Source organism: Pseudomonas sp. 2995-3 (assembly GCF_002742565.1).
GTDB lineage: Bacteria > Pseudomonadota > Gammaproteobacteria > Pseudomonadales > Pseudomonadaceae > Aquipseudomonas > Aquipseudomonas edaphica.
In genome coordinates this window covers 1-282 of sequence record NZ_LJSB01000174.1, presented here as the reverse complement: position 1 = coordinate 282, position 282 = coordinate 1, and the positions used below count along the sequence as shown (strand labels likewise).

At 42.9% G+C, this 282-nt stretch carries 1 protein-coding gene; it reads right to left on the bottom strand.

What is annotated here, in order from left to right; all coding sequences use genetic code 11:
- Positions 1-282 (bottom strand): ATP-binding protein (locus tag AOA62_RS12035; RefSeq protein WP_256592323.1); only part of this gene is annotated, 282 nt, incomplete at both ends.

The window sequence follows — 282 nt, the reverse complement described above, 5'->3', positions numbered from 1 at the left end:
ATATAGTACCTTCACGATGAATTGTCACTTCTAACCATTCTGAAAGAGCATTTACAACGGAAGCACCAACCCCGTGAAGACCTCCACTTGTTTTGTAGCCCCCTTGCCCAAATTTACCACCAGCATGAAGCACTGTTAAAATAACTTCAGGCGTAGGTTTACCAGTCCGATGCATCCCTGTCGGATAACCTCGTCCATTGTCCTTTACACTAATACTTTCATCTTTATGTATGGTAACTACAATTTCATTACCATACCCAGCTAAGGCCTCGTCTACAGAGT